This window comes from Aeromonas sp. S12(2024) (assembly GCF_041402305.1).
In the GTDB taxonomy this organism is placed as follows: domain Bacteria; phylum Pseudomonadota; class Gammaproteobacteria; order Enterobacterales; family Aeromonadaceae; genus Aeromonas; species Aeromonas veronii.
Genome location: NZ_JBGLRB010000006.1, coordinates 27,399 through 48,651 on the forward strand (window position 1 = coordinate 27,399; position 21,253 = coordinate 48,651).

Below are 21,253 nucleotides of genomic sequence, written 5' to 3' on the forward strand. Positions count from 1 at the left end.
AACATGCGCATTGGTTGAGTGATCGCCACTCGGCGGCTAGAATATTGCGTCCTATTGCCCTGGGTAGTGTGCCCACGGCAGCTGCGAGTGAAGACATCAAGCGTGACAAGCGAAATCAAACTGATCGTCGGACTGGGCAACCCCGGCCCGGAATATGCCAAGACCCGCCACAACGCGGGCGCCTGGTATGTGGAGCAACTGGCCCGCTGGCACAATGTCAGCCTGCGTGAAGAACCCAAGTTCTTCGGCCATACTGCCCGCATCCTGGTCGAGGGGCAGGATGTGCGGCTGCTCATCCCGAACACCTATATGAACCTCTCTGGCAAGGCGGTGGCCGCACTGGCGCGTTTTTATCAGATTGAGCCGGAAGCGATGCTGGTGGCCCATGACGAACTGGATCTGCCGCCAGGCATCGCCAAGTTCAAGCAGGGTGGTGGTCACGGTGGCCATAACGGCCTCAAGGACATCATCGCCAAGATGGGCAACAACAATAACTTCTTCCGGCTGCGTCTCGGGATCGGCCATCCCGGCAGCAAAGAGCTGGTGGCTGGCTTCGTCCTGACCAAGGCCCCCAGCAGTGAACAGAACCTGATCGACGCCGCGCTGGACGAGTCCCTGCGCGCCACCGACATCCTGTTCAAACAAGATATGACCAAGGCCATGAATCGCTTGCACAGCTTCAAGGCTGAAAAGGGTTAGGTCGGTTTGACCCTGTACGGGCATTGTGCCGGTACATGAGCAACGACCAGAACAAGCATGACATGGGCCGCCTGCGGGCGACCCCCAACAGCATCCATCAAGTAAGGTAACAATCCATGGGTTTTAAATGCGGTATCGTGGGCCTGCCCAATGTAGGCAAATCCACCCTGTTCAACGCGCTGACCAAGGCCGGTATCGAAGCCGCCAACTTCCCGTTCTGCACCATCGAGCCGAACACCGGTGTGGTGCCGATGCCGGATCCCCGCCTCGATCAGCTGGCTGCCATCATCAATCCGCAGCGCGTTGTACCGACCACCATGGAATTCGTCGACATCGCTGGTCTGGTTGCCGGTGCCTCCAAGGGTGAAGGTCTGGGTAACCAGTTCCTGGCCAATATCCGTGAAACCGAAGCGATCGGCCACGTAGTGCGCTGCTTCGATGACGAGAACATCATTCACGTTGCCGGCAAGGTCTCTCCCGCTGACGATATCGAAGTGATCAACACCGAGCTGGCCCTGTCGGATCTGGACGCCTGCGAGCGCGCCATTCACCGTCAGTCCAAGCGCGCCAAAGGCGGCGACAAGGATGCCAAGCTGGAAGTGGAAGTGCTTGAGAAGATCAAGGTTGCGCTGGAAAACGGCCAGATGATCCGCGGCATGAAGCTGGATAAAGAAGAGCTGGCCGCCGTGAGCCACCTCAACTTCCTGACCCTGAAACCCACCATGTATATCGCCAACGTGGCGGAAGATGGTTTCGAGAACAATCCCTATCTGGACAAGGTGCGTGAAATCGCCGCCGCAGAGAACGCGGTCGTGGTCGTGGTCTGCTGCGCCATCGAAGCCGACATCGCCGAACTGGACGATGAAGATCGCGCCGAGTTCATGGCTGACCTGGGCATCGAAGAGCCGGGCCTGAACCGCGTTATCCGCTCCGGCTACCAGCTGCTCAACCTGCAGACCTACTTCACCGCCGGTGTGAAAGAGGTACGCGCCTGGACTATTCCGGTCGGTGCCACCGCCCCGCAAGCGGCTGGCAAGATCCACACTGACTTTGAAAAAGGCTTTATTCGCGCCCAAACCATCGCCTTTGAAGACTTTATCAACTACAAGGGTGAGCAAGGCGCCAAGGAAGCGGGCAAGATGCGCGCTGAAGGGAAAGATTACATCGTCAAAGATGGCGATATCATGAACTTCCTGTTCAACGTCTAATCCCATGACAGGCCAGCATTTGCTGGCCTGTTTTTTATCAGCCATTGCCCGGGCAATCATGGCAATGTCTTAAAAAAAAGCAGATTGTTGGGCTTTTGCGCAACAGAGACCAATAACTGGTCAAACGCACTCAAATTGCGTTTTTCTGGCAAAAAAAGGGTTGACGCCCCAGAGCCAGATACGCATAATTCGGCCCGCACGGTGACGAGGTAACGACTCACCGGAAGCAAGGTTGGCTATGTAGCTCAGTTGGTTAGAGCATCGCACTCATAATGCGGGGGTCACAGGTTCGAATCCCGTCATAGCCACCATCTCTAGTTGGGGTATCGCCAAGCGGTAAGGCAGCGGGTTTTGATCTCGCCATCCCTAGGTTCGAATCCTAGTACCCCAGCCATTTTTAAAAGTTCTTTGCCAGTCTCGCGACTGTTGAGGAGCGCTGTTGGGGTATCGCCAAGCGGTAAGGCAGCGGGTTTTGATCTCGCCATCCCTAGGTTCGAATCCTAGTACCCCAGCCATTTTTAAAAGTTCTTTGCCAGTCTCATGACTGTTGAGGAGCGCTGTTGGGGTATCGCCAAGCGGTAAGGCAGCGGGTTTTGATCTCGCCATCCCTAGGTTCGAATCCTAGTACCCCAGCCATTTTTCTGTTCTCTTCCACATCAGTGGTCGATAACAAACGGCTATGTAGCTCAGTTGGTTAGAGCATCGCACTCATAATGCGGGGGTCACAGGTTCGAATCCCGTCATAGCCACCATTATTTCTGTTGGGGTATCGCCAAGCGGTAAGGCAGCGGGTTTTGATCTCGCCATCCCTAGGTTCGAATCCTAGTACCCCAGCCATTTTTCTGTTCTCTTCCACATCAGTGGTCGATAACAAACGGCTATGTAGCTCAGTTGGTTAGAGCATCGCACTCATAATGCGGGGGTCACAGGTTCGAATCCCGTCATAGCCACCATTAATATTGCGGAAGTGGCGAAATTGGTAGACGCACCAGATTTAGGTTCTGGCGCCCTAGGCGTGAGAGTTCGAGTCTCTCCTTCCGCACCATTAATAGCAGTACCAAACAGACCAGCTCACGCTGGTTTTTTTGTATCTGAAATTTGCCTCTCCCCGGTTTTTCTCTCGCTCCTCTATTAACCCGGCTCCACGTTAATTCCCGTCCACGCACTCTTCACTGATTCCGATCACGCCTTGCCACTCTTGTATCCCGGCCATAAAAAAGCGGCCCGCAGGCCGCTGGTGCACACATTCATCATCCCGGTTATCAGAACGGGAAGAACCAGGGGATCGCTACCACGCTCACCGCCATCACCAACAGGGTGAATGGCACCCCGATACGGATAAAATCGGCAAACTTGTAGTTGCCCGGCCCCAGCACCAGAGTATTCACCGGTGACGAGACCGGCGTCATAAAAGCGGCCGAGGCGGCGATGGCAATGGTCATGGCAAACGGATAGGGCGAGACTCCCATCTGCTGCGCCGTGCCCAAGGCAATCGGCGCCATCAATACCGCCGTCGCCGTGTTGGAGATGAACAAACCGATCACGGCGCAGAGAGCAAAAAGACTGGCCAGCATCACCCTTGGCCCCATCTCCCCCACCGCATTGATCAGGCCACCGACGATCAGGTCCACCCCGCCGGTTTTTTGCAGCGCCAGCGCAAAGGGGAGCATACCGACGATGAGGATCAGGGTCGGCCAGTGGATCGACTTGTAGGCACTCTCCATGTCGATGCAGCGAAACTTGCCCATCAGCAGACAGGCGATCAGCGCGGCAATCACGTTGGGCACCGGATCGGTCACCATCAGCAGGATCATCACTCCAAGACAGAAGAGGGCATGAATGGCCTGACTGCGGGCGGGGGCCATCTCGTCCACTTCAGCGGGCAGCCCCATCAGCAGAAAGTCGCGGCTATGGGTCTGCAACTGTCTGATATGGCTCCAGTTGCCCACCACCAGCAGGGTATCCCCCATCTGCAACGGCTCGTCCACCAGCTTGCCTGCCAGTGCCTCACCATCGCGGCGCAGCCCCACCACGCTCAGACCATAGCTGGAGCGGAAGGTCACCTCACGCACGCTTTTACCCAGCAGCTTGGACTCGGGGATCAGCGACACCTCGGCCATCCCTACCTCCCGCGCCTGATCGGAGAAGTACTCCCCGCGCAGGATCATGGGTTCGAGCCGTGCCTCGCTGCAAAACGCCCGCACATCCACCTCGGGATCTGACATGTCGATCAGCAGCACATCCTTGGCCTGAAATTCACTGATCCCCGACACCGGCACCATCACCCGGCGGAACTTGCGCCAGCGCTCCACCCCGATGACGTGGGCACCATAACGGGCGCGTAGTTGCAGCTCGTCCAGGGTGTGACCAATCAGCGGGGAGTCAGGCCGCAGCGCCAGACGACGGGCCCGACCGGCCAATCGGTAGTCTCGGATCAGATCGCGCAGGGTGCGGCGCCCGGCCGGCTTGCCTTTGCCCTCTTCCCCTTCGCCCACCAGGGAGCCGCGCACCAGCAGCATGTAGAGGATGCCCAGCCCCAGGATCAGCACGCCCATGGGGGTGAAATCGAAGAACCCGAAACCATGTATGCCGTGGCGCATCAGCTCGCTGTTGACCACCATGTTGGGGGGCGTGGCCACCAGCGTCATCATGCCGCTGATCAGCCCGGCAAAACCGAGGGGCATCATCAGGCGACCGGCCGGGATCCCCATCCGGTTCGCCACACTCAGCACCACCGGGATAAAGATGGCCACCACTCCGGTGCTGCTCATCACAGCCCCCAGACTCGCCACCGCCACCATCAGCAGCACCAGCAGCTTGGTCTCGCTGCTGCCCGCCACCTTCACCAATGCATCCCCCACCTGATAAGCGATGCCGGTACGCACCAGCCCCTCACCCACCACAAACAGGGCGGCAATCAGAATGACGTTGGGATCGCTAAAGCCCGCCAGCGCCTCTGGCAGGGTGAGGGTGCCGCTCAGCACAAACAGGATGACCACGCCCAGGGCGACCACGTCCATGCGCACCTTGTTGGTCATGAAGAGATAGATGGCGCCAGCCAGCAGACAGAGCACCCAGACAAGCTCGGAATTCAATACAACCTCCTTTTATCACGTGATTCTCCTCCCGGAGAGTGGACTCTATCAGACCACAGCCATGGCGCTATCATCTTGCTACATATCAATAAAGTCCGGCCCGCCGGGGCCCCATAACCCATCACTGCTGGAATAACCGGGCAGCAGCGGCGATTTCTTTGATATGGGCCAAGCCCGGGGCGGACAAAAGTCCTGCCCCTCCTCCCCCTCACCCCTTAGAATGGCGCCCTCGCATACTAACCCTCATGTCCAAGGATCAGAAAATGAGCATATTCGAGCTGTTCAGCATCAATAACACGCTAGTGACCATACCGCTGGGTGGCGGCTATGCCATGTCATGGATTGAAGCCATCGGCACCCTGTTTGGTCTGGCCTGTATCTGGTTCGCCAGTCAGGAGAAAACCATCAACTACCTGTTTGGCCTGATCAACGTCAGCCTGTTTGCCATCATCTTCTTCCAGATCCAGCTCTACGGACTGTTGATGCTGCAGCTGTTCTTCTTCTGCGCCAACGTCTACGGCTGGTACGCCTGGACCCGCCCGGCCAACGATCAGGGGGATACCCTGCAGATCCGCTGGCTCAGCAGATCCAAACTGATGGTGACCGCCGCCGTGAGCGTGCTGGCCATCGCTCTGCTGACCCGCTATATCGACCCGGTCTTCGCCACCCTGGCGCGCACCTCGGTCTCCCTGCTCAACCTGTTTGGTGCCAACCTTGCCATCCCCGAGCCCTCCCCCGATGCCTTCCCGTTCTGGGATGCCAGCATGACGGTGCTCTCGGTGGTCGCCCAGATCCTGATGACCCGCAAATACGTGGAGAACTGGATCCTCTGGGTCGTCATCAACATCATCAGCATCGGTGTCTATGCCGCGCAGGGCGTTTACGCCATGTCGCTCGAATACCTGATCCTGCTGTTTATCGCCGCCAACGGCACCCGCCTCTGGGTGATTGCCGCCAAGCGCCAGCCACAAGGTCTGTAAGCCATGAGTCTGTTACCCCATCTGCAGTGCCGCCCCGACCAGATTGCCGAGCGGGTGGTACTGTGCGGCGACCCGGCCCGGGTCGATCGCATCGCCAGCCAGCTCGAACAGTGTGAAGTGCTGGGACAAAACCGGGAATTTCGCCTCATCAACGGCCGCTATCAGGGGCTGCCCATCACGGTCTGCAGCACCGGCATCGGCGGCGCCTCGGCCATCATAGCGCTGGAGGAGCTGGTGCAAGCCGGTGCCCGCTCGCTCATTCGGGTCGGCTCCGCCGGTGCCCTGCAACACGACATCGGACTCGGCGACCTTATCGTGGTGGAAGGGGCGGTTCGCAATGAGGGGGCCTCACAGGCCTATCTGCCCGCCGAGTACCCCGCCTGCGCCGATATCTGGCTGCAGGCCGCCTTGCTCAACCATGTGGCAACCGGCAGCCAGCCTCATTGGCACGGGCTGGTGCGCTCCCACGACAGCTTCTATCGAGATGATGAGCAGGAGATGTGCCGCTACTGGCATGCCCGTGGCGTACTGGGCGCTGACATGGAGACCGCCTCCCTGCTGACCGTGGGTCGCCTGCGCAAGGTGCGGGTCGCCGCCGTGCTCTGCAACGTGGTGCTGTTCGAGCAGGATGTGCAACAAGGGGTGGCGGATTACGCCAGCGCCGAACAGGCGATGATGGCCGGTGAGCAACACGCCATCGCGGCCGCCCTCCACGCTCTGGTGCAATAAACCGCAAACCGTTAACTGCGGCACATCCGCTACCGTGCGGGCTGGTATCCGGCCCGCACTCTTGCTAGCCTCATGGCCCTCGTCATCCGGTGCGACAGGCAAGTCATGCAGCAACAGCCCTACCCCCTCGGCCGTTTTCACGCCGAACTCCAGCAGCTTGAACCCCGCTTTGCCGCGGCGCTCGACGCCTGCACCCTGTTTCTGCGCCGTTACCTACCGGGCGAATTGATCATGCGGCAGGGGGAGCAGAGCGAGCAGCTCTATCTGGTCGAACATGGCCGGGTCTCCCTCAACAGCACGGTACACTCTGGCCGCCGCTTCCAGCTTGGCGAAATTGAGTGCCACAGCCAAATCTTCGGCGAGATGGAGTTCTTCAGCGCAACCCCGGTACAGTGGAACGTGGTGGCCGAGACCGAGCTGGATGCCCGAGTCATCTGCGCCAACAAACTAGCCCAGCGCCTGCTGGCAGAACCTGAGTTGACCCTCTTTTTCGCTGCGGCGCTTGCCAGCGACTATCTCGATACGCTGGAGATCACCACCAGCCGGCTGCTCCACCCCATCGCCTACAACATCGCCTATGAGCTATGGCGTGAGCGCCAGCGCACTCCGATGCTGGGATCGCGCAAGCGGGCCCATGAGGCGGCGCGCTTCGGCACCACCGAGCGGGTTTACCGCCGCGCCCTCAAGGAGCTGGTCGAACAGGGCATAATTGCCGACAGCAGTGACGGCCCCGTTATCGCCGATCTGGCCAAGCTGCGCGCCTATCTCGATCTTTGATTTCCATTCACCTCATTTCGATTCACCCAGTCAGGAGTCACCATGTCTGCTCATTCCTATCCCGAATTCACCTTCTTCAGCCGCTTCGTTGCCGACATTCAGGCGGGCCGCAAGACCATCACCATCCGCGACGAGAGCGAGGCCAACTGGCAGCCCGGCCAACGTCTGGCGCTGTTCACCAACCCGGAACACCAGCCCTTTGGCACCATAGAGGTGCTCTCGGTCAAGGCGGTCGCCTTCGATGAACTGAATGACGAGCACGCCCGTCAGGAGAACATGACCCTCCCCGAGCTCAAACAGGTGATCCGCGAGATCTACCCCGCTCTGCCGCCGCTCTATGTGATTGAATTCGTGCTGATTGAAGCCTGATTTTGTGAGCTGCCTCAGCTAACGCCGGTTGCGCTCTCTGGCTAAAAGCGCAAATAACTGTTTTTATATACAGTCATTGGTGCGTTATGGATAGACAACTTGAACCGGCTATTGCGGCCATGGTGGCAGAGTTCATTGCAGCAGGCCGCCCCAAGGCGAGCAGCCTGAGCTGGCAGGAGCGGCGTGAAGGCTATCTTGCTTCAGCCATATTGGGTGGTGAACGGGAGGAGGTTGGCGCTGTCGAAGAGTGGCAAAATGGCCATTATTCCGTTCGCCTCTATCAACCAGCACCAACCTCAAGCGCAAGCCGTCCGGCCCTGATCTACTTTCATGGCGGCTGTTTTGTCAGCGGCGAGTTCGACACTCACGACCGCCAGATGCGCATGCTGTGCAATCGCGCCGAAGCACTGGTGTTCGCGGTACATACCCGCCTTGCCCCTGAGCACACCTATCCTGCAGCACACGACGACGCACTGGCTGCTACGCTCGCCATCATGGCCGATGTGGAGAAATGGCATGGGGATCCGGCGCGGGTTGTCCTTGCGGGCGACAGTGCTGGCGGCCACCTCGCCCTGATCACCACCTTGCGACTCAAGGAGCGAGGCGCCCCCTTGCCTGCCGCCCAACTGCTCATCTATCCGATGCTCGATGCTGCGGGCGACAGTGACAGCTATCGGCAGCTAGGGGATGACTACCTCATCACCCGCGACATGCTCTTAAGCGGTTTTCACGCCTATCTGGGGGAGCAGCCCGTCACTCACCCCGAAGCCAGCCCTCTCCACCATCCGGACCTGTCAGGATTACCGCCGACCCATATCGTAACGGCGGAATATGATCCGCTGCGCGATGAGGGGGAAGCCTTCTATCGCAAACTGCTGCAAGCCGGTGTCACGGCTACCTGTCAGCGGCAACTGGGTGTGATACACGGCTTCTTCCAACTGGCCGGAGTCAGCCCCGCGGCGCGTCAGCTCATTGAACAGCTCTCACAACTCATTAGAAGGCTCTGATTTGGCCTTTGCCGAGCGATGTGTTAATAGTGTCCTCTTTTGAATCAGGGAGGTGACCCGAGTGTTTGAGATAGCAAGCCTGAAAGAGGGGATGATGCTCGGGGTCGAGCTGTTCCAGCTGCTGCTGGAGATCATCTCCATCGCCTGTGTGGTGATAGGGCTTGGCAAAACCCTCTGGCTGGCGGCGCGGGTGCGGGATCACCAGCCCGGCTTTCCGCGCATTCGTCTCTGCTTTGGCAGCTGGCTCATTCTGGCTTTGGAGTTCCAGCTCGCCGCCGACATCCTGGCCACCACGGTCGCACCGAGCAAGGAGGAGCTGATCCGCCTCGCCATCATCGCGGTGATCCGCACCTTCCTGAACTACTTCCTCGGCAAGGAGCTGGAGGCACAAGCGGAACACCAGCAGGAGCAGCGCAGCGAGCAGGCCAAGGCTGCTCAATAACCAGTATTCCTGCATAGCATCAACGCTAAGTGCCGTGCCATCCCGACTACAGCCGTGGCCCGGGATGGCACCTTTGTGACCCTTCCCGCACTTTTGGCAATCAGCCAATAATGGAACCCTTTTCAAGGTTTCCCCTGCCCTGTCGAGTACCCGTTCATCTGCGTAAGATAGAAAATCTTCTCCCCCAACCGGCCAAGCTGATGAATACGCACTCCCTTCACACGCCCGATATCGACCTCGATAGCTGTGTCATCTACCAGATCTACCCCATGAGTTTTCAGGACAGCGATGGCGACGGCATGGGCGATATCAACGGCATCCGTCAGCGCCTCGACTATCTGGCCACCCTCGGGGTCGATATGCTCTGGCTCACCCCCATCTATCGCTCCCCCAAGCGGGACAACGGCTACGATGTGGCGGACTACCGTGCCATCGACCCCGCCTTCGGTACCCTGACCGAGATGGAGCAGCTGATAGCCGAAGCGGCCGCTCACGGCATCGGCATCATGATGGATATCGTCGCCAACCACACCTCTACCGAGCACGAGTGGTTTATGAAGGCACTGGCCGGGGATCCCCGTTATCAGGGTTATTACGTATTCCGGGATCAAGCCTTTGTCGATGCTCACCCCATTACCTCGATTTTTGGCGGCAGCGGCTGGCAGTATGTGCCAGCGCTTGATCGCTACTACCTGCACAACTTCGATCCCAGTCAGGCCGATCTGGACTGGGACAACCCGGCGGTGCGGGCCGAAATGGCGGCGGTGATCAACTTCTGGCTGGGCAAAGGGATCAAGGGGTTTCGCTTCGATGTGATCGACATGGTGAGCAAGGAGTGGGACCGACTGGCCATGAGCAACGGCCCGCACCTGCACGACTATATCCGCGAGCTCAATGCCGCGAGCTTCGGCGGCAGGGGGATCATCACGGTGGGGGAAACCTGGGGGGCCGATCTCGCCCATATGCAGAACTATTCGAACCACGATGGCAGCGAGTTCAGCATGGTGTTCAACTTCGAGCATCTGGGGCTCGGCAGTGACAAGTGGTCATCCCGCTTCGACCCCCTCGCCTTCAAGCGAGCCATGGCCCGCCACCAGCAAGGGCTGCACGGGCGTGGCTGGAACAGCCTGTTTCTCGGCAACCACGACCTGCCCCGCGCCGTCTCCCGCTTTGGCGATGACAGGCCTGAGTGGCGGGAAACCAGCGCCAAGCTGTGGGCCATGGTGCTGCACATGATGCAGGGCACTCCCTTCATCTATCAGGGGGAGGAGCTCGCCATGACCAACCGCCACTGGCAGCCGGGCGAGCTGCGCGATGTGGAGGCGATCAACTACTGCGCCAGCCAGTCAGGGCTGGATCCTGCCGAGCTGAGTCGGCGGCTCGATGCCATCGGCCGCGATAACGCCCGCACCCCGATGCAGTGGGACGCCGACCCCCACGCCGGTTTCAGCACAGCCACGCCCTGGATCGCCCTCAATGCCAACCACGTCGAGATAAATGCCGCCGAGCAGCTGGTCCACCCCGACTCCCCGTTTCACTGCTATCGCCAGCTCATCGCCCTGCGCAAGGCTCACCCTGTCGTTCGCCACGGCAATTTCGAGCTGCTGGATGGGGATGATCCCGAGCGCATCAGCTATCGCCGCCACTGGCAGGATCCGGCCAGCGGAGAGCGGCACACCCTGCTGCTGCTCGCCAATCTCACGACCAGCCCCTTGCCGATGCCCCACTTCGACAATGTGACAGACAAGATGCGGTTGCTGCTGGCCAATTACCCAGGCGAATCACTGCCGCTCTTCGCCCCTTATCAGTGCGCCATCTGGCTGCAAGTGGAGCAGGGTTAACCCCGTGCTGACGGGCCATGCCAATGGCCCGTCAATCGCCATCCGTCGCCTACCAGCAGAAAATCACGCACCCACTCGGCGGGATTAAATTAACCACTATTACTGACTTATTAATTGATTATTTATCCCGTTTGATACGCTCTCATTGCCCCTCTTACTATGCCTGCGACCTATCCATTGCCGATGCAACTATCGGTCTTCAAACTGGCATAGCAAAGTGGAAAACAGATGATCACCACAGACGGGAATAACGCAGTCGCCTCGGTGGCGTACCGCACCAGCGAAGTCATCGCCATCTACCCCATCACCCCCAGCTCGGCCATGGCTGAGCAGTCGTCGGCCTGGTCGAGCGAGCGGGGCAAGAACCTGTGGGGGGATGTGCCTCGGGTTGTCGAAATGCAGTCGGAAGGGGGTGCCATCGCTGCCGTCCACGGTGCCCTGCAGACCGGCGCGCTGGCGACCTCGTTTACCTCGTCGCAGGGTTTGCTGCTGATGATCCCCAACCTCTACAAGCTGGCGGGTCAGCTCATCCCCTTCGTACTGCATGTGGCGGCGCGCACCGTGGCGACCCATGCGCTATCGATCTTTGGCGATCACTCGGACGTGATGGCGGTGCGCCAGACCGGCTGTGCCATGCTCTGTGCCAGCAATGTGCAGGAGGCGCAGGACTTTGCCCTGCTCTCCCAGATAGCGAGCCTCAACAGCCGCCTCCCCTTTATCCACTTCTTCGACGGCTTTCGTACCTCTCACGAGATCGCCAAGATAGCGCCGCTCGCTGACGACACCCTGCGTGCCCTGCTACCCGCAGATGCCATCCGTGCCCATCGCGACCGAGCGCTCACCCCCGACAAACCGGTCATTCGCGGCACCGCAGCCAACCCGGACACCTACTTCCAGTGTCGGGAGGCGAGCAACCCCTGGTATGACGCTGCCTATGGTCATGTGAGCGAGGCGATGCAGGCTTTTGGCAAGCAGACCGGCCGCCACTACCGGCCGTTTGAATATGTCGGCCACCCGCAGGCGGAGCGGATTGTGGTGCTGATGGGCTCGGCCATCGGTACCTGTGAAGAGGTGATCGAGCGCCTGCTGGCCCAAGGGGAGAAGGTAGGTCTGGTGAAGGTGCGGCTGTTCCGTCCCTTCTCGGCCGGGCACCTGTTAGCCGCGATTCCCGAGAGTGCCCGCGCCATTGCCGTGCTGGATCGCACCAAGGAGCCGGGCGCACAGGCCGAGCCCCTCTATCTCGACGTGATGACGGCGCTGGCCGAAGCGGTCAGCCGGGGCGAGCGGGCAAGCCTGCCGCGGGTGATCGGCGGTCGCTATGGCCTCTCCTCCAAAGAGTTCGGCCCCGCTTGCGCACTGGCGGTGTTTGCTGAACTGGCGCAGGAGAACCCGCGTCCGCGCTTTACCGTCGGCATCTTCGATGACATCACAGGCCTCTCGCTACCGCTGCCCACGCTGGATTCGCAAAGCCCCATCCACAGCCAGCAACACAAGCTGGAAGCGCTCTTCTACGGCCTTGGCAGCGATGGCACCGTCTCGGCGGCCAAGAACAGCATCAAGATCCTCGGCAACCACACCGACCTCTATCCGCAGGGCTATTTCGTCTACGACTCCAAGAAGGCAGGCGGCCTCACCGTCTCTCACCTGCGGGTGGGCGAGCGGCCGCTCCAATCGGCCTATCTGGTGGAAGAGGCGGACTTTATCGGCTGCCATCAGTGGCAGTTTGTCGACAAGTACCGGATGGCGGAGCGCTTGAAAGCGGGTGGAATCTTCCTGCTCAACACCCCCTACAGCGAAGCGGAGATCTGGCAGCGCCTCCCCAGCGAGGTGCAGCACGCCCTGCGCGAAAAAGAGGCGCGCTTCTACATCATCAACGCCGCCAAAATTGCCCGCGACTGCCAGCTCGGTAACCGCATCAATACCGTGATGCAGATGGCCTTCTTCCAGCTCAGCGCCATCATTCCTCCCGCAGAGGCGACCAGCCTGCTGAAGCAAGCCATCGCCACCAGCTATGGCAGCAAGGGGCAGACACTGGTCGAACGCAACTGGCAGGCACTGGAGGCAACCTGCGCCGCTCTGACCCGGGTGCCACTTGGCGAACTGGATCCCGCCAGCCGGCCGCGCCCACCGGTGGTTTCGGCCAAGGCCCCCGATTTTGTCCAGACCGTCACCGCCGCCATGCTGGCAGGGCTGGGTGACAGCCTGCCGGTCTCCGCCTTCCCGCCGGATGGCACCTGGCCGGTCGGCACCACCCGCTGGGAGAAGCGCAATATCGCCAAGGAGATCCCCATCTGGGAGGCGGAGCTCTGTACCCAGTGCAACTACTGCGTCGCCGCCTGTCCCCACTCGGCCATTCGCGCCAAGGTGGTGGAACCGGATGCGCTGGCCGCAGCTCCCGCCACTCTTGATGCGCTGGATGTGAAATCCCGTGACATGCGCGGCCAGCAGTACGTGCTGCAGGTGGCGCCGGAGGATTGCACCGGCTGCAATCTCTGCGTCGAGGTGTGCCCGGCCAAGGATCGCAGCAACCCGGATCGCAAGGCGATCAATATGGCTTCACGGCTCGATCACCTCGACGAGCAGAAAGCCAACTACGACTTCTTCCTCGACCTGCCAGAGCGCAGCGCCGAGCAGCTGGAGCGTATCGACATCCGCACCTCCCAGCTCATCTCGCCGCTGTTTGAATACTCGGGCGCCTGCTCCGGCTGTGGCGAGACCCCCTATATCAAGTTGCTGACCCAGCTCTATGGCGATCGGCTGCTGATTGCCAACGCCACCGGCTGCTCGTCCATTTATGGCGGCAACCTGCCTACCACCCCTTACACCACCAACGCCGAGGGGCGCGGGCCGGCCTGGGCCAACTCGCTGTTTGAAGACAACGCCGAGTTCGGACTGGGCTTCCGTCTCACCGTCGATCAGCACAGGGAGCGGGTGCGCCGTCTGCTGGCGAGCCTGGGCGACACCATCCCGGCAGCGCTGCGCGAGGCGCTCGGCGATGCCACCCTGCCGGTTTCCAAGCAGCGGGCCCATATCCAGCAGTTGCGAGCGCTGCTGCAGGAGAGCCAGATCCCGGCAGCCCAAGAGCTGGCTCGCAATGCGGACTATCTGGTGGAGAAGTCGGTCTGGCTCATCGGTGGTGACGGCTGGGCCTACGACATCGGCTTTGGCGGGCTCGACCATGTGCTGAGTCTGGGGGAGAACATCAATGTGCTGGTGCTCGATACCCAGTGCTACTCCAACACCGGTGGCCAGCAGTCGAAGGCGACGCCACTCGGTGCCATCACCAAGTTTGGCGAGCAGGGCAAACGCAAGGCACGCAAGGATCTCGGCGCCAGCGTGATGATGTATGGCCACGTCTATGTGGCGCAGATCTCCCTCGGCGCCCAGATGAACCAGACGGTGAAGGCAATTCAGGAGGCGGAAGCCTACCCGGGCCCCTCGCTCATCATCGCCTACAGCCCCTGCGAGGAGCATGGCTACGACATGGCCGAGAGCCATGAGCAGATGAAGCTGCTGACCGCAACCGGCTTCTGGCCCCTCTACCGCTTCGATCCGCGCCGCGCTGACGAGGGCAAACTGCCGCTGGCACTCGACTCACGGGCCCCCAATGCCTCGCTGGCCGAAACCTTGAGCCATGAGCCCCGCTTCCAGCGGCTGGAACGCCAGCTACCGGAAGTGGCCAGCCAGCTCTATCAAGAGGCGGAGCAGGAGGCCAATCGCCGCTTCGCCTGGCTGAGCCAACTGGCGGGCAAGGAGGGTCCGGCGGCATGAGTAACTCACGCATGGCTTGATGGCAGCAGCCACTCTATATTCGCCAAATAACGATCAGGGCTCCCCGCGGGGAGCCCTGATGCTATCTATGGTGAGCCAATGTCGGCACAGACCAAATCAGGCGCTGATAGAGGCCAGCTCGTGGCGTTTCAACGCCAGCAGGGTGATGAGCAGCGCCAGCGTGGCGATCAGTGCCATGCCGATATAGGTTGCGCTGAAGCCCGGGGCCAGCAGATCGGGGGCGAGCCGGCTCAGATCGCCATCGCTGCCGGCTGGCAGGCGGAAATGAAACAGCATGGAGCAGATGGCCACGCCGACGGCACCGCCGAGCTCCCGCCCGAAGTTGAACAGTGACATGCCGATGCCGCGATCCTGCCGTGGCAGGGCATTCTGCACCACCACCGAGAGGGCGGGCAGCACCAGACCGAGACCAATACCGGCAAACCCGAGGGCCAGCCTGACCCAGGCATCGAAGTGGATCTGCCAGAGCGCCACCGCCGCGAGGCCAAAGCCCACCGCGACAAAGCTCTTGTAGTGACCGGTACGGCCTATCAACTTGCCGCCGACAAAGGCGCCGGCGGTGATGCAGATCATGAAGATCACCATGCTCATCCCGCTCTCGCTGGCGCTCAACCCCTTCTGCCACTGCATCTGCAACGGCAGATAGACCAGCACGGCAAACATCAGCAGCTGGGAGAGCATCACCAGCAGCACGCTCACCAGATAGCCGGGCAGCCGGGCCAGATGGGCAGGCAGAATGGGATCGTGGGCGCGCCGCTCAATCAGAATCAGCAGCAGCAGTGCCACGCCCAGCGCCGCCGAAAGCCAGACGGCAGGCAGCGCCGCCTCCGGCGAGAGCAGCAACAGGGTGAGCGTAGTGACAGTAATCAGCAGACCCGCCCCCTTCCAGTCGAAGCGACTGTGGCGACGTACGTTGAGCTGCTTGAGGTTGCGGTTGATGAGAAAGACCGCCAGCGCCCCGAGCGGCAGATTGATCCAGAAGATCCAGCGCCAGCTGAGCTGCTCGGTGAAATAACCGCCGAGCAAGGGGCCAGCGATGCTGGAGACCGCATAGACCGCTGAGATGTAGCCCTGATACTTGCCCACCTCCCGTGGCGGTATGGTATCGGCAATCACGGTAAACGCGAGGGCAATCAGACCTCCGCCCCCCAGCCCTTGCAGCACCCGCGCTGCCAGCAAGGTCGGCAGATCCAGGGAGAGCGCACAGGCCACCGAGCCCGCCAGAAACAGGCCGATACCGATATTGAGCATCCGCACCCGGCCAAAGAGATCGCTCAGCTTGCCATAGAGGGGCAGCACGGCGGTGGCGGCCAGCAGATAGGCGGTGACCACCCAGGTGAGGGCGGCACCGGCATGCAACTCGGCGCCAATCATGGGCAGCGGGGTGGTGACTATGCTCTTTTCCAGTGAACCGAGGGCGATCACCAGCGCCACACTGGAGAAAATGGTTTTGGGGGATATTTTCGAGGTCATAAGCGGACTCGCTGCTCTGATATGCCAAAGTATCCGGCAATGAACGGATTATTGTCTCACAAATCAGCAAGAGATAGAAAAAACGGCGGCCACAATCTGCCCAACCATGAGGCCGATCCCACAAAACGCCGACCATTTCTGTTAGCCTGCTCTATTTGATTCGAGGAGCCCCCATGAGCGAGCGTGAGCAGTACGGGTTTGATCACTACGATGCCCTGATTTTCGATATGGATGGCACTTTGGTAGATTCCATGCCCCTTCATCTGGATGCCTGGGAGCTCACCTGCGCCGAATTCGGCATCCCCTTCGAGCGGGAACAGCTCTATCAGTACGGCGGCATTCCCACCCGCAAGATCATCGCCATGCTGGCCGAGCAGCAGGGGCTGACGGTGGATGTCGAGGCTTTTACCCGTCGCAAGATTGCCCTCTATATGGAACATATCGACAAGGTCAGCGTCTTTTCCAAGATGTGGGAGCTGGTCAGGCACTATCACGGCAAGGTCAAGATGGGGATTGGCACCGGCTCACCGCGCAATCAGGCGGACTCCATCCTCAAAAGCACCGGACTCGACGCCTATATTTCGGTGGTGGTGAGCGCCGATGATGTCACCAACCACAAGCCGCACCCTGATACCTTCTTGCAGGTGGCCGAACTGCTCGGCGCCAATCCCGCCAACTGTCTGGTGTTTGAAGATACCCGCATCGGGCTTGAGGCAGGCAAGGCAGCAGGGATGGATACCGTGCTGGTTATCGAAGGTAACCTGCACCAGCGGTAAAGTACTCAGGGCAAGCAGGCAAACCGATAAAATGGTGTCATGACAGTGGCACCATTTTTTATTCATGTGAGCTTGGCGGCAGCGTCAGTGCCCGGACAGAGTTGCGATCGCAGCCGGAATGCTGGCAACCGTCAAACAAAGGGCGTTGGCGTTGGCCTCATCCTGTAGTGCCTGATGAGTGCGAAGCAGCTCAAGGGCTTCGGCAGGGGTATCTGCAAAGGTGGGGGCGGCGATGGCGGCAAATCCCTGTTCGACCAGTTGACGACGCTCATCGCTATAGCTGGGTGCATTGGCATCTAGGTAGGTAAGCGCCTGACCCTGCTTGAAAAAGTGATAGTTAGGCATCGATTGGCCCCGCAAAAATAAAGCGCCATTCTACTCCTTTTTGCTCCGCCGCCCGCGTCAATCTGTGACGTATCAAGTGATCTAGTTCACATTTTTATCAACAAACATTTACCGATTGGGCGCCGTACAAATCCCCTTCCCACGCGGCGTCAGACAACACTCGCCACCGTCACTCGGCGCCAAACAAAACGCCTCCACGAGGAGGCGTTGCGACTGAAACAGGGTGGCTCCCGTTACATGGCATTCGTCGATTCGAAGATCTTGTCCGCCGAGGCCTCGACGAAGCCCGGATAGAGCACACCATCGGCCTGCGGATAGCGCAGGGCAAACTCGTAGAAGCAGCTCGGGATGGTACGCACCCCATCGCTGAACGGCACCTCGGCTTTGTCCGCCATGGTGGAGGATTGCTCCAGCATCACCTGCGGATCCCCTTTCACCTCGCCACCCACACTGTTGAGGACAAAACCCGCCGCCTTGAGCGCCGCATTGACCTGATGGATGGTGTCAAAATCCTTCAATTTGTTGATATTGACCGTGAAGTGGTTGGCACGATAGCCCCATGCTGCCATCCATGCCGCGTACTCGCTCTCCGCCAGCAGGGTCTGATAATCGGCATAGGAGACCTGCCAGGGGGCACCGGTGTAGAGAAATGCCGGGGTATCGGTCAGATGATCGGGTACCTGATCCGCCAGCTTGTGGATGATGGCCTGCGCCGCTGGGGAGAGTTCTTCCACCTTCAGCTCGCTGATAAACACCTTGGGAGCGTCCGGATCCTGATGCTCGAAGTGCTTGGCGTAGAGCTTCTTGGCCTTGAAGACGTACTCGCCCTTCTGCTCGTAACCGAGCGCTAGGAAGTGGGCGGCCAGCTTCTCCAGCCCCAGCTTGGGCAAGTTGTAGGTACGAAACGCCACGTGATCGTTGACGATGGGCTCGCCGCCACCCAGCAGGGTGTGCACCTTGAAGGCGCTCGGGGTCACCTTGATGTAGTTGTCCCACAGATGGCTGAACAGGGTGTCGATATCCTTTTGCATCTCTCTTTCCTTTGATTGCGGGTACAGATGGGGGCACCGCTGGATGCCCCGTGTCGTTATTAGAAGCGCAGGCCGGGCGACAGTTGATCCGGCATGGCGGCCTTGCTGTCTTCAACGGAGGCAACTGGGTAAGCACAGTAATCAGCAGCGTAGTAGGCGCTCGCCCTGTGGTTGCCGGAAGCGCCGATACCACCAAACGGCGCGGCACTGGATGCACCGGTGATGGGTTTGTTCCAGTTGACGATACCGGCGCGGATCCGCTTGAAGAAATGATGCCAGTCCGCCTCCTTGTCCCCCAGCAGACCGGCCGAGAGACCATAACGGGTGGCGTTGCCCTGATCGATGGCGGCATCAAAATCGTCATAGCGAATGAGTTGCAGCAGCGGGCCGAAGTACTCTTCGTCAGGCAACGCGCTCACTGAGGTCACGTCGATAATGCCCGGGGAGACAAAGCCGGTGCCCGCTTCCAGGTGCTTGAGGGTAAGCAGGCTCTCGCCACCGAGGCGCTGCAGGTTGGCTTGCGCCTCGACCATGCCCAGTGCTGCCTTCTCGCTTATCATCGAACCCATGAACGGCTGTTCGGCTGCATCATAGAGGCCGACCTTGATCTTGCCCACCACCTCGACCAGTCGCTTGACCAGGGCATCGCCCCGCTCGCCGCGCTCGACAAACAGGCGGCGGGAGCAGGTGCAGCGCTGACCAGAGGTAATAAATGCCGACTGGACGATGGCATGCACAGCGCCGTCGATGTCGCTCACATCTTTCACAATCAGCGGGTTGTTGCCGCCCATCTCGAGGGCCAGAATTTTGCCCGGCTGACCGGCAAACTGCTGATGGAGGAAATGACCGGTGCGGGAGGAGCCGGTAAAGAAGAGGCCGTCGATATCCGGGTTGCCAGCCAGCGCCTTGCCAGTCTCGACCTCCCCTTGCACCAGATTGAGCACTCCCTTGGGCAATCCGGCCTCCTGCCACACCTTGACCATGGCCTCGGCCACCATGGGGGTCAGCTCGGAGGGTTTGAACACCACGGCGTTACCCGCGATCAGTGCAGGTACGATATGGCCGTTGGGCAGATGGCCCGGGAAGTTGTAGGGGCCGAACACCGCCACCACACCGTGGGGCTTGTGACGGACAAACGCCTTGGCGCCCGGCATGGCATTTTCAACGGTGCCGGTACGCTCGTCGTGGGCACGGATGGAGATGGCAATCTTGCCCTGCATGGCGGCCACTTCGGTGCGGGTCTCCCACAGCGGTTTGCCTGTTTCGCGGGCGATGGTCAGGGCCAAAGCCTCTTTCTGCTCGCCAAGCAGGTCGGCATAACGACGCACTATGGCCAGACGATCCTCAAGGCTCATGTCCGCCCAGTGGTAGAAGGCGGCACGGGCGGCCTTGACGGCGGCATCCACCTGCGCCGCACTGGCGGCAGCCCCCTGCCAGATCACCTCGTTCTTGGCCGGATCGGTTGACTCGAACGGCTTGCCTTCACCGGCAAGCCACTGACCGTCGATAAATTGCACTAACTGGCTCATCCATTCACTCCCTGTCGCTGACAGGCAGCCTCGGCTGCCTGTCTGATAATCGGTTTGCTTGTCCTGTTTGCCTCAGTCGAGGTCAACCACCCGCACCATGTCGCCATCCTGCACCTTGAGTGCCGCCGCCATCTTGGGCGGGATAATGGCTTCATGCTTGTCGAGATCGACCCGGATATTGCCGTAGCAGGCGCGGTAATGTTCGAAACGGCTGTTGCAGATAAGGTGGGTCTTGCCACCGATGGGCTCGCCCACCAGCACCCGCAGCTTCTTGCTGCGGCGCACGCTGCGGATATTCTTCACGTCGCACTCGACGGTGGGGCCCGCATCGAAAATATCGACGTAACCACGGTTCACGAAGCCCTCGTCCTGCAGCATCTTGATGGCCGGGCGGGTCTTCTCGTGGGTCTGGCCGATAACGGCGCGCGCCTCTTTGCTCAGCAAATTGACGTAGATGGGGTACTTTGGCATCAACTCGGCGATAAAACGCTTCTTGCCGATGCCGGTCAGATAGTCGACGGTGGGAAAATCCATCGAGAAGAAGTGGGTTTGCAGCCACTCGTAGAAGGGGCTGTGACCGTTGGCATCGGAGACGCCGCGCATCTCGGCGAAGACGGTCTCGTCAAACAGCTCGGGGTGCTCGGCCATAAACAGAAAGCGGTGCTTGGAGAGCAGGCGGCCGTTGAGCCCCTCGCGGGCACATTCGCGCAAGAACAGGGTGCAGAGCTCGGAGTTGCCGGTGTAGTCGTTGGAGAGGGTCAGGGTTTCAACGACGTTGTAGATGCCGAGCTTGGGGGAAGAGTGCACCACTTTGCCGATGTGGTAGTTGTAAAACGGCTGGGAGAGGCCAACCGCGGCATCGATGGCACAGGTGCCGACCATCTCGCCAGTCTCCAGATCCTCAGCCACGAAGAAGTAGAGGCAGTCCCCCTTGCCTGCGGGCTTGTCGGAAAAAGTCTGGGTAGAGGCATCGATCTTGCGCTGCAGCAGCTCATCGTTGACGGGCAACGAGGTCATGCCGGTGCCGGACTCGATGGCGCAGGTCTTGAGCCCGGCAAAATCTTTTTGCTCGATGGGACGGATAACCAACATAAATGACAACTCCCTTTCATTGACGACAGGTGGGGTCCCGGCTCCTGCCGGGAGAGCTCCCCACCTCA

General features: G+C 60.3%; 17 protein-coding genes and 8 tRNA genes. 19 read left to right on the forward strand and 6 right to left on the reverse strand.

The genetic code is table 11. The annotated features are described in order from the left end of the window. Positions 1–102 precede the first annotated feature (102 nt). The 10 genes from pth (at position 103) to ACB035_RS07685 (ending at position 2,952) form a co-directional block, all read left to right on the forward strand. Positions 103–699 carry an aminoacyl-tRNA hydrolase gene (gene pth / locus ACB035_RS07640; RefSeq protein WP_371166997.1) on the forward strand — a complete coding sequence of 199 codons (597 nt, stop codon included), beginning with the start codon at positions 103–105 and terminating at the stop codon, positions 697–699. Between the two features lie 116 nt (positions 700–815). After that, complete coding sequence (gene ychF, locus ACB035_RS07645; RefSeq protein ID WP_005353921.1) at positions 816–1,907, forward strand: redox-regulated ATPase YchF; 1,092 nt, start codon at positions 816–818, stop codon at positions 1,905–1,907. Between the two features lie 234 nt (positions 1,908–2,141). Then, positions 2,142–2,218, forward strand: a tRNA-Met gene (locus ACB035_RS07650). A gap of 8 nt (positions 2,219–2,226) precedes the next feature. Continuing rightward, a tRNA-Gln gene (locus ACB035_RS07655) sits at positions 2,227–2,301 on the forward strand. Between the two features lie 46 nt (positions 2,302–2,347). Continuing rightward, positions 2,348–2,422, forward strand: a tRNA-Gln gene (locus ACB035_RS07660). A 46-nt stretch (positions 2,423–2,468) separates the two neighbouring features. Continuing rightward, positions 2,469–2,543, forward strand: a tRNA-Gln gene (locus tag ACB035_RS07665). 39 nt (positions 2,544–2,582) lie between these two features. Continuing rightward, positions 2,583–2,659, forward strand: a tRNA-Met gene (locus tag ACB035_RS07670). 10 nt (positions 2,660–2,669) lie between these two features. Continuing rightward, positions 2,670–2,744 (forward strand) — tRNA-Gln (locus tag ACB035_RS07675). 39 nt (positions 2,745–2,783) lie between these two features. Then, positions 2,784–2,860: transfer RNA gene (locus ACB035_RS07680), tRNA-Met, on the forward strand. A gap of 8 nt (positions 2,861–2,868) precedes the next feature. Then, positions 2,869–2,952: transfer RNA gene (locus tag ACB035_RS07685), tRNA-Leu, on the forward strand. Between the two features lie 217 nt (positions 2,953–3,169). On the opposite strand, the gene ACB035_RS07690 is transcribed toward ACB035_RS07685, so the two are convergent. Then, entirely contained in the window at positions 3,170–5,002 is a 1,833-nt protein-coding gene (locus tag ACB035_RS07690) for an SLC13 family permease (RefSeq protein ID WP_129503495.1), read from the reverse strand. A 263-nt stretch (positions 5,003–5,265) separates the two neighbouring features. Here ACB035_RS07690 and pnuC point away from each other — a divergent pair, with 263 nt between their 5' ends. The 8 genes from pnuC to nifJ all read left to right on the forward strand — a co-directional run bounded on the left by pnuC (position 5,266) and on the right by nifJ (position 14,918). Next, a complete protein-coding gene (gene pnuC, locus ACB035_RS07695; protein ID WP_005353925.1) occupies positions 5,266–5,982 on the forward strand; it encodes a nicotinamide riboside transporter PnuC in 717 nt (238 codons plus the stop codon). A 3-nt stretch (positions 5,983–5,985) separates the two neighbouring features. Next, the gene (locus ACB035_RS07700) at positions 5,986–6,711 is read left to right on the forward strand and encodes a nucleoside phosphorylase (RefSeq protein ID WP_371166998.1); all 726 of its coding nucleotides are present in this window, start codon (positions 5,986–5,988) and stop codon (positions 6,709–6,711) included. Between the two features lie 105 nt (positions 6,712–6,816). After that, complete coding sequence (locus tag ACB035_RS07705) at positions 6,817–7,488, forward strand: Crp/Fnr family transcriptional regulator (protein ID WP_371166999.1); 672 nt, start codon at positions 6,817–6,819, stop codon at positions 7,486–7,488. 42 nt (positions 7,489–7,530) lie between these two features. Then, complete coding sequence (gene yqfB, locus ACB035_RS07710; protein WP_371167000.1) at positions 7,531–7,857, forward strand: N(4)-acetylcytidine aminohydrolase; 327 nt, start codon at positions 7,531–7,533, stop codon at positions 7,855–7,857. 86 nt (positions 7,858–7,943) lie between these two features. After that, a complete protein-coding gene (locus ACB035_RS07715; RefSeq protein WP_371167001.1) occupies positions 7,944–8,864 on the forward strand; it encodes an alpha/beta hydrolase in 921 nt (306 codons plus the stop codon). Between the two features lie 61 nt (positions 8,865–8,925). Beyond that, positions 8,926–9,306, forward strand: coding sequence for a DUF1622 domain-containing protein (locus ACB035_RS07720; RefSeq protein WP_270658955.1), 381 nt, complete (start codon positions 8,926–8,928; stop codon positions 9,304–9,306). Positions 9,307–9,506: 200 nt separating this feature from the next. Further along, complete coding sequence (locus ACB035_RS07725) at positions 9,507–11,147, forward strand: alpha-glucosidase (RefSeq protein WP_371167002.1); 1,641 nt, start codon at positions 9,507–9,509, stop codon at positions 11,145–11,147. Between the two features lie 228 nt (positions 11,148–11,375). Then, on the forward strand, positions 11,376–14,918 hold the full coding sequence (gene nifJ, locus ACB035_RS07730; RefSeq protein WP_371167003.1) for a pyruvate:ferredoxin (flavodoxin) oxidoreductase: 3,543 nt from the start codon (positions 11,376–11,378) through the stop codon (positions 14,916–14,918). Between the two features lie 117 nt (positions 14,919–15,035). On the opposite strand, the gene ACB035_RS07735 is transcribed toward nifJ, so the two are convergent. Next, positions 15,036–16,412: an MDR family MFS transporter gene (locus ACB035_RS07735; protein ID WP_371167004.1), complete on the reverse strand. Its 1,377-nt coding sequence runs from the start codon at positions 16,410–16,412 to the stop codon at positions 15,036–15,038. 173 nt (positions 16,413–16,585) lie between these two features. On the opposite strand from ACB035_RS07735, the gene ACB035_RS07740 reads away from it, so the two are divergent. Then, positions 16,586–17,188, forward strand: coding sequence for an HAD family hydrolase (locus ACB035_RS07740; protein WP_371167005.1), 603 nt, complete (start codon positions 16,586–16,588; stop codon positions 17,186–17,188). Between the two features lie 84 nt (positions 17,189–17,272). Here the strand turns inward: ACB035_RS07740 and ACB035_RS07745 are convergent, their stop codons facing one another. The 4 genes from ACB035_RS07745 to astA all read right to left on the reverse strand — a co-directional run bounded on the left by ACB035_RS07745 (position 17,273) and on the right by astA (position 21,185). Further along, positions 17,273–17,533: a hypothetical protein gene (locus ACB035_RS07745; protein WP_371167006.1), complete on the reverse strand. Its 261-nt coding sequence runs from the start codon at positions 17,531–17,533 to the stop codon at positions 17,273–17,275. Positions 17,534–17,766: 233 nt separating this feature from the next. Then, complete coding sequence (locus tag ACB035_RS07750; RefSeq protein WP_335811869.1) at positions 17,767–18,564, reverse strand: DUF1338 domain-containing protein; 798 nt, start codon at positions 18,562–18,564, stop codon at positions 17,767–17,769. A 59-nt stretch (positions 18,565–18,623) separates the two neighbouring features. Further along, positions 18,624–20,093, reverse strand: a complete 1,470-nt coding sequence (gene astD, locus ACB035_RS07755; RefSeq protein ID WP_371167007.1) for a succinylglutamate-semialdehyde dehydrogenase — start codon at positions 20,091–20,093, stop codon at positions 18,624–18,626. A 72-nt stretch (positions 20,094–20,165) separates the two neighbouring features. Then, complete coding sequence (gene astA / locus ACB035_RS07760) at positions 20,166–21,185, reverse strand: arginine N-succinyltransferase (protein WP_005334994.1); 1,020 nt, start codon at positions 21,183–21,185, stop codon at positions 20,166–20,168. Positions 21,186–21,253: the final 68 nt, after the last annotated feature.

Excerpts from the sequence above, each read along its gene's own strand:
- ychF (WP_005353921.1), top strand. The coding sequence starts at position 816 with ATGGGTTTTAAATGCGGTATCGTGGGCCTGCCCAATGTAGGCAAATCC.
- pnuC (WP_005353925.1), top strand. The coding sequence starts at position 5,266 with ATGAGCATATTCGAGCTGTTCAGCATCAATAACACGCTAGTGACCATA.
- ACB035_RS07700 (WP_371166998.1), top strand. The coding sequence starts at position 5,986 with ATGAGTCTGTTACCCCATCTGCAGTGCCGCCCCGACCAGATTGCCGAG.
- ACB035_RS07705 (WP_371166999.1), top strand. The coding sequence starts at position 6,817 with ATGCAGCAACAGCCCTACCCCCTCGGCCGTTTTCACGCCGAACTCCAG.
- yqfB (WP_371167000.1), top strand. The coding sequence starts at position 7,531 with ATGTCTGCTCATTCCTATCCCGAATTCACCTTCTTCAGCCGCTTCGTT.
- ACB035_RS07715 (WP_371167001.1), top strand. The coding sequence starts at position 7,944 with ATGGATAGACAACTTGAACCGGCTATTGCGGCCATGGTGGCAGAGTTC.
- ACB035_RS07725 (WP_371167002.1), top strand. The coding sequence starts at position 9,507 with ATGAATACGCACTCCCTTCACACGCCCGATATCGACCTCGATAGCTGT.
- nifJ (WP_371167003.1), top strand. The coding sequence starts at position 11,376 with ATGATCACCACAGACGGGAATAACGCAGTCGCCTCGGTGGCGTACCGC.
- ACB035_RS07735 (WP_371167004.1), bottom strand. The coding sequence starts at position 16,412 with ATGACCTCGAAAATATCCCCCAAAACCATTTTCTCCAGTGTGGCGCTG.
- ACB035_RS07740 (WP_371167005.1), top strand. The coding sequence starts at position 16,586 with ATGAGCGAGCGTGAGCAGTACGGGTTTGATCACTACGATGCCCTGATT.
- ACB035_RS07745 (WP_371167006.1), bottom strand. The coding sequence starts at position 17,533 with ATGCCTAACTATCACTTTTTCAAGCAGGGTCAGGCGCTTACCTACCTA.
- ACB035_RS07750 (WP_335811869.1), bottom strand. The coding sequence starts at position 18,564 with ATGCAAAAGGATATCGACACCCTGTTCAGCCATCTGTGGGACAACTAC.
- astD (WP_371167007.1), bottom strand. The coding sequence starts at position 20,093 with ATGAGCCAGTTAGTGCAATTTATCGACGGTCAGTGGCTTGCCGGTGAA.
- astA (WP_005334994.1), bottom strand. The coding sequence starts at position 21,185 with ATGTTGGTTATCCGTCCCATCGAGCAAAAAGATTTTGCCGGGCTCAAG.